The sequence below is a fragment of the uncultured Agitococcus sp. genome (assembly GCF_937920075.1).
Classification (GTDB): Bacteria; Pseudomonadota; Gammaproteobacteria; order Pseudomonadales; family Moraxellaceae; genus Agitococcus.
Genome location: NZ_CALETI010000060.1, coordinates 1 through 5,925, shown reverse-complemented (window position 1 = coordinate 5,925; position 5,925 = coordinate 1). Strand labels below are relative to the sequence as shown.

The 5,925-nt window shown below is 41.0% G+C and carries 7 protein-coding genes; all 7 read right to left on the bottom strand.

Annotated features, from left to right (window positions below; genetic code table 11):
* The coding region (locus Q0212_RS02010; protein WP_297921434.1) for a DMT family transporter at window positions 1–352 on the bottom strand (352 nt) is incomplete at its 3' end.
* A 96-nt stretch (window positions 353–448) separates the two neighbouring features.
* On the bottom strand, window positions 449–1,114 hold the full coding sequence (locus tag Q0212_RS02005; RefSeq protein WP_297921431.1) for a hypothetical protein: 666 nt from the start codon (window positions 1,112–1,114) through the stop codon (window positions 449–451).
* A gap of 64 nt (window positions 1,115–1,178) precedes the next feature.
* Window positions 1,179–2,495, bottom strand: coding sequence for an ammonium transporter (locus Q0212_RS02000; RefSeq protein WP_297921428.1), 1,317 nt, complete (start codon window positions 2,493–2,495; stop codon window positions 1,179–1,181).
* 195 nt (window positions 2,496–2,690) lie between these two features.
* Window positions 2,691–3,161, bottom strand: a complete 471-nt coding sequence (locus tag Q0212_RS01995) for a hypothetical protein (protein ID WP_297921425.1) — start codon at window positions 3,159–3,161, stop codon at window positions 2,691–2,693.
* A gap of 217 nt (window positions 3,162–3,378) precedes the next feature.
* Window positions 3,379–3,753, bottom strand: a complete 375-nt coding sequence (locus Q0212_RS01990; RefSeq protein WP_297921423.1) for an ArsC family reductase — start codon at window positions 3,751–3,753, stop codon at window positions 3,379–3,381.
* Between the two features lie 79 nt (window positions 3,754–3,832).
* Complete coding sequence (gene dapD / locus Q0212_RS01985) at window positions 3,833–4,654, bottom strand: 2,3,4,5-tetrahydropyridine-2,6-dicarboxylate N-succinyltransferase (protein ID WP_107865237.1); 822 nt, start codon at window positions 4,652–4,654, stop codon at window positions 3,833–3,835.
* A gap of 99 nt (window positions 4,655–4,753) precedes the next feature.
* Window positions 4,754–5,925 (bottom strand): succinyldiaminopimelate transaminase (gene dapC, locus Q0212_RS01980; protein WP_297921419.1); only part of this gene is annotated, 1,172 nt, incomplete at its 5' end.

Below are 5,925 nucleotides of genomic sequence, written 5' to 3'. Positions count from 1 at the left end.
CTTTTAAAAATAGCCATGCGACTAAAGGAATAAAAACGGGTGAAGAATAGGTAAAGACCATGGCATTTGATAGGGGCAAATGAGCAATGGCATAAAAAAAGCCATACATTGCCGCTAAACCAACTAGGGCGCGCCATAAATGCATCCATAGTTTATCGGTGATAAAAAAACGCTTACCTTGATATAAAGCAAAGGGCAATAATAACAAAGTGCCTGTGAGATTACGCATAAAGACCACCGTCGCGTTATCTACCGTATGTGAGGCAAAACGAATTAATACCCCCATAGAAGCAAATAATAAGGCAGATAAACTTAATAACGCTAAGCCTTTGAGCAAATGAGATTGGGGCATAAAAGCCTAAAACTAGAAATGATAAAGAGAAGGTATTATAATAGATTTTTTTGATAAGAGAGGGATAATGAAAAAGCATCCTTGCAGATAAAAATCCTATAATAATTCACGCACCGAAAAACTGCCTGAGCTTTGTTGTTCGGTTAAATTAATTGCGTTATGTAGTACAGCATCCGCTTTTACAGGCCCTAAAACATCACACAAGGCCACATAAACCAAGTTTAAACAACGACGCATGGCTTTCACTTCCATATAAAATGAACTTGGTAATGTATAACCCTGACTAAAAAATGCTTTTAAATCACGAGTGATAATCGTATTTAGTTTGAGCGTCTCAATTTGTTGTGTGGTTAGTAGCCGAACTTTTTGTTGATGATCATGTGTTAAGCTTGACAGAATGTTGGTTAATAATAACTCAAAACAAGACGTCGCCCCTTGTGTTAAGACAGGAGGTGTTGCTATTTTTTCTGATTCTGTTGCCGCAGAACCATTTGGCGAGTTATTGAGTGCCAAAAATAGAGCTTGAAGAATTTTAGAGCGTTGGCCAGCAACATTGTTATCACAAAACTCACTAATAAAACGTTGCAGCGCAAAAGTTGGTTGGTGTGCGTATTTATGCTCCCAAATAATTAACGCTTCCTCTAAAGTCTCTTGACTTAAATACGGTGCCAAAGCATTGGCAATGGCCATTCTTTTCATCGCAAACATTTCTTTCTCATCATCATTTAAATGCGGTCGTTTTAACGGGTTATTCACTAACATAGACAGACCTCGCGAGTTTGTTGTTAAGTGGATTAACAACAAACATGAAGTTTGATTGATTAGATTACAATTCACCCCGAGAGGCTAAATTCTCGCTGTTGAATAACTTTTGATGTTGAAATTCGGGATAACCGATTTCGGCATGTTCGGTATAGTCCAAGCCACGTTGTTCATGTAATGGGCTAGCACGTAAACCAATCACTTTATCAATTGCGGTGTACATCAACCATGACAAACCAAAGCCCCAAACAAAAGCAACAGCAATCCCTAATGCTTGAATCATCACACGTTGACCATTAAACAAATCACCTGCATAAAATAAACCTGCGGCTAATGTTCCCCATGCACCGCAAAAACCATGCACGCTGACGGCATCCACCACATCATCCAAACGAAATTTAGCTAATAACGTAGGGCCTACTAAGGTAACGCCACCAGCAATAATACCTGTCACAATCGCAAATTGTGGATCCATCGTTGCACAACCAGCGGTCACTGCCACTAAGCCACCTAAAGAGCCATTGACTGTGCTAGTTAATAAAACGGGACGATTCAAAATCCAACTAAACACTGCAACACCTGTTGCACCTGCACAAGCGGCTAAGTGCGTGTTTAAAATGATTTTGCCAATACTGGCATCACCCACTAAGGTTGAGCCACCGTTAAAACCAAACCAGCCAAACCACAATAAAAAGCCACCTAAAGCCACTAAACTTAAATTGTGACCTGCAATTGGCCGAGAGCTGCCATCGCTACCAAAACGGCCTAAACGTGGGCCAAGGATCATAATTCCAGCCAAAGCACACCAGCCACCAATGGAGTGAACAACGGTAGAGCCTGCAAAGTCGATAAAGCCCAATTCTTTTAACCAGCCAGTGCCAGAGCTATATGCTCCCCATGCCCAACTGCCAAAAACTGGATAAATAAAGGCGGTAATTAAACAAGCACCAATTAAGTACGCGCTATAACGCATACGCTCAGCCATTGCACCAGAAACAATAGTGGTAGCCGTTGCAGCAAACATCATTTGGAATAATAAAAAGCTATAATCCCAATGACTGCCATTGCTGAGCATAAATAAATCTGTGCCAAACCAACCAGTTTGATTTGCACCAAACATTAAGCCAAAGCCTAAAAACCAAAAAATGACACCACCAATACAACAGTCCATGTAGTTTTTCATAATGACATTGACCGCATTTTTACTGCGTGCCATGCCGCCCTCAACTAAGGCAAATCCTGCCTGCATTAAAAATACTAAGGCAGAAGCAGTCATTAACCAGACGGTATTTAATGAAGTGGAAACATCGGCAATAGATGTTTCAGCGAAAGCATTGGATGAGCAAAACAGTAATGCAACATAATAAATATAACGATTCATAAACATAAACCCCCGTTGGTTATGTTTGGTGTAAAGCAATCGTTATGCCAATTGTTATAAAAATTTTATAAAACAATGGGTTATTTTATTTTTGAGATGGGGTTGTTTGATTTTTTGTTAATTGGTTCACATTTGCTCAAAATGGCGTATGCCCTATAATGAAACATTTTGCGCCATTATAGGGCTTGTGCATTTTTATGGAGCTTGTTTTAGTTTCGCTTCTAATTCTTTAATTTGTTGCTCTTTAAGCCTCACAATTTCGTTGCTGTCTTTGAGTTGTGATTCAAGATTTTTTTTGCGGTCTTCAAGGTTCTTTTGATTTTCAACAACACGTTCTGCTTCTTCACCTGCAAGTCCTTTAATTTTAGCGGTATTTACAGGTGGCGGTGGTGGGGTTGTAGTTTTAGGGGTGGGAGCAACCGTAGGCGTTATTGAGGCAGGTGTAGGCATGGCAACGGGTGGCGGTGTAGTGGCTGTTGTTTCGGTTGTTGCAGGGGCAGCTTCGACGCTCGCACTAGGGGCAACAATGGCAGTGACAGGTGGACACACTTTTTCTTCTTTTTGTTGGGTCATTAATACGGCGGTAATGCTGGCTGTGGTGACAACACTACCTAATACAAAACCCAATGCACCAATAATTAAATGATCGCGATTAAATGCCGCCACGTTTATTGTTCCTTATTTATTATAGAGACTAAAAAAATGAAATAGTGGCGAAGTATGGGGTGTCTGTCAACTGTGGATGACGTTTGTTAAACTTAATGTAGTAGGGTGTCATTAGCGGTAGCATAATGCACCGAATTTTTATATTTTATCGTTAAAAATGATGCAATGCTGCATATATGAAGGCTAAATTAGGAATAAATTTAATCACAAAAAATGGTCATTGAGCTTGGCCAGCCCTGAGCATAGTCGAAGGGGCGAAATGTTGCCATTGTTCCACATCAAAGCCCAACACAATATCGTTATTATCCAACACCAACAAAGGCCGTTTAATCATGCTTAAATTTTGCAAAATAATTGGTTTAATACTTTGATTATCTAAGGTATTTTTATCCAAAGCCAACTTGCGCCATGTTGTGCCTTTTTGATTGACAATCGCTTGCCAACCCACACGATTTAACCAATCATCTAAGGTCTTTTCATCTAAAGCTGCTTTTTTATAATCATGAAATTGATAAGCAATGCCTTGACCGTCTAGCCATCTAAAAGCTTTTTTCATGGTGTCACAGTTTTTAATGCCATAAATGGTGAGCATATTTTGCTTGTCCTACAAATACTTTTTTTGGCGATGGTGTTCCCTCTCCTGCTAGGAGAGGGCTAGGGTGAGGTCTCACTTAATCAACACGCAACAATTCATTTAAGCCCACTTTGCTACGGGTTTGAGCGTCAACTTTTTTAACAATAATGGCAGCATATAAGCTGTATTTGCCACATTTTGACGGTAAAGAACCAGAAACCACCACAGAACCCGCAGGCACACGACCATAGTGAATTTCGCCTGTTTCACGGTCATAAATTTTGGTAGATTGACCAATATACACGCCCATTGACAACACTGAGCCTTCTTCAACAATCACACCTTCAACCACTTCGGAGCGTGCGCCAATAAAGCAATTGTCTTCAATAATGGTTGGATTGGCTTGTAATGGCTCTAACACACCACCAATACCTACACCACCTGATAAATGCACGTTTTTACCAATTTGTGCACAAGAGCCGACGGTTGCCCATGTATCAACCATAGAACCTTCATCGACATAAGCACCAATATTGACATAAGAAGGCATCAACACCACGTTACGTGCAATAAAACTACCACGACGAGCAGTGGCAGGTGGCACAACACGAATACCAGACTCTTTAAACTGTTCGGCTGTCCAGTCGGCAAATTTGGTTGGTACTTTGTCATAAAACTGAATCGCACTGCCGCCAGACAAAGGCTCGTTGTCATTTAAGCGGAAAGATAACAACACAGCCTTTTTTAACCATTGATTAACAACCCATTCACCGTTTACTTTTTCGGCAACACGAGCTTTGCCGCTATCTAATAATTGAATGGCTTCAGCCACCGCATCACGCACATCTTGTGGGGCATTTGTTGGGCTAAACTGTAAGCGGTCTTCAAAAGCTTGAACAATAATATCGGAAAGGGACATGGATTTTCTCCTAATTAAATAACACTTATTTGAAATCCCCCTAACCCCCTTTATAAAAGGGGGAACTCCCTCCTTTTCAAAGGAGGGGTGGGGAGGATTTTATGACAGTAAATTAACAATTCGCTGTGCAGCATCCACACAATCAGCAACAGGGGCAACCAACGCCATACGCACATAATTTTGAGCAGGGTTTTGGCCAAGATGGTCAGTGCGACCTAAATAACGGCCAGCTAACACGGTAATATGGGCTTTTTCATATAAAAACTGAGCAAAGGTTTCGTCGGTAAAACCATCAGGTACTTTTGCCCAAAAATAAAATCCTGCATCGGGCATGGTGAGCGGTAAAACAGGGTGAACGATAGCATAAAAGTCAGCAAATTTTTGCCGATATTGCTCACGATTTTCAATGACGTGTTGTTCGTCTTGCCAAGCTGCAATCGAGGCGTATTGATGTTGAACAGGCATGGCCGAACCGTGATAGGTACGATACAACAAATACGGCTTGAGAATATGGGCATCACCTGCCACAAAGCCTGAGCGTAAACCAGGTAAATTTGAGCGTTTGGATAAAGAATGAAACACCACACAATTTTTATAATCGTGGCGACCTAATTCAGCACAAACTTGCAATAAACCTAAGGGTGGGGTGTTTTCGTCAAAATAAATTTCGGAATAACACTCATCAGAGGCAATGACAAAGCCATATTGATCACTGAGTGCAATTAACTTGCTTAAGGTTTGTTTGTCTAAAACAGTACCTGTTGGATTGGCTGGCGAGCAAATAAATAATAATTGGGTGCGCTGCCAAACTTCAGCAGGTACGCTGTCAAAATCAGGGCTAAATTGGTTATGGGCATGACACGATAAGTAATACGGCTCTGCACCTGCTAAATAGGCCGCACCTTCATAAATTTGATAAAACGGATTTGGCATCACCACTAAAGGTTTATCGTGTTGACGATTCACGACCGCCTGAGTAAACGAGAACAACGCTTCGCGTGTACCATTAACAGGCAAAACTTGGTTTTCGGCATCAATACTGCTCAGTTTAAAACGTTGCAATAACCAACCAGCAATCGCTTGACGCAATTCGGCAATGCCTTTAGTGCTTGGGTAAGTCGCTAAATGTTTGGCTTGTTGGTTAATAATGTCAATGACAAAACGAGGGGAAGGATGTTTTGGCTCACCAATCGACAAACCCACTGCTTTAAGATGGCTTGGTGGTGTTAAACCCTTAAATAATTGCGCTAATTTCTCAAAGGGATAAGGGT

What these genes read in the sequence shown, in the direction of transcription:
- Q0212_RS02005 (WP_297921431.1), bottom strand. Translation starts at nt 1,114, where the DNA reads ATGTTAGTGAATAACCCGTTAAAACGACCGCATTTAAATGATGATGAG.
- Q0212_RS02000 (WP_297921428.1), bottom strand. Translation starts at nt 2,495, where the DNA reads ATGAATCGTTATATTTATTATGTTGCATTACTGTTTTGCTCATCCAAT.
- Q0212_RS01990 (WP_297921423.1), bottom strand. Translation starts at nt 3,753, where the DNA reads ATGCTCACCATTTATGGCATTAAAAACTGTGACACCATGAAAAAAGCT.
- dapD (WP_107865237.1), bottom strand. Translation starts at nt 4,654, where the DNA reads ATGTCCCTTTCCGATATTATTGTTCAAGCTTTTGAAGACCGCTTACAG.